Annotated in this window: 1 pseudogene; it reads left to right on the top strand. The window is 37.0% G+C overall.

Going from position 1 to position 535, the window contains the following annotated elements:
- Nucleotides 1-359 precede the first annotated feature (359 nt).
- A pseudogene (locus WCE05_RS25935) lies at nucleotides 360-535 on the top strand (class D beta-lactamase); the annotation flags it as partial.

A 535-nucleotide genomic window follows, 5' to 3' on the forward strand; every position in this document is an offset into this window, starting at 1 on the left:
GGTTAAAAAATCCCATACTCCCCCTAAGAATATCATCAATAAAATTGAGTGTTGCTCTGTGGATAACTTGCAGAGTGTATTAAGTATCAGTGCAGCAAAGATGAAATCAATGATTTATCAAATATGATTGAAAGGTGGTTGTAAATAATGTTACAATGTGTGAGAAGCAGTCTAAATTCTTCGTGAAATAGTGATTTTTGAAGCTAATAAAAAACACACGTGGAATTTAGGTAATAGTTAAAGCTTGTGCCTGATTGTTGCCACAATTGGTCAGCAGTTTGCTAGGGAATGAGAGGGCAGAGAATGATAAGCTTAGCACTTAATTTGTATGGATATATTGCATTAAGCAAGGGGACGTTATGCGTGTATTAGCCTTATCTGCTGTGTTTTTGGTGGCATCGATTATCGGAATGCCAGCGGTAGCAAAGGAATGGAAAGAAAACAAAAGTTGGAATGCTCACTTTACTGAACATAAATCACAGGGCGTAGTTGTGCTCTGGAATGAGAATAAGCAGCAAGGATTTACCAATAATCT

Origin of the sequence: Pseudomonas sp. I2, assembly GCF_040984075.1 — a bacterium.
Classification (GTDB): Bacteria; Pseudomonadota; Gammaproteobacteria; order Pseudomonadales; family Pseudomonadaceae; genus Aquipseudomonas; species Aquipseudomonas guariconensis_B.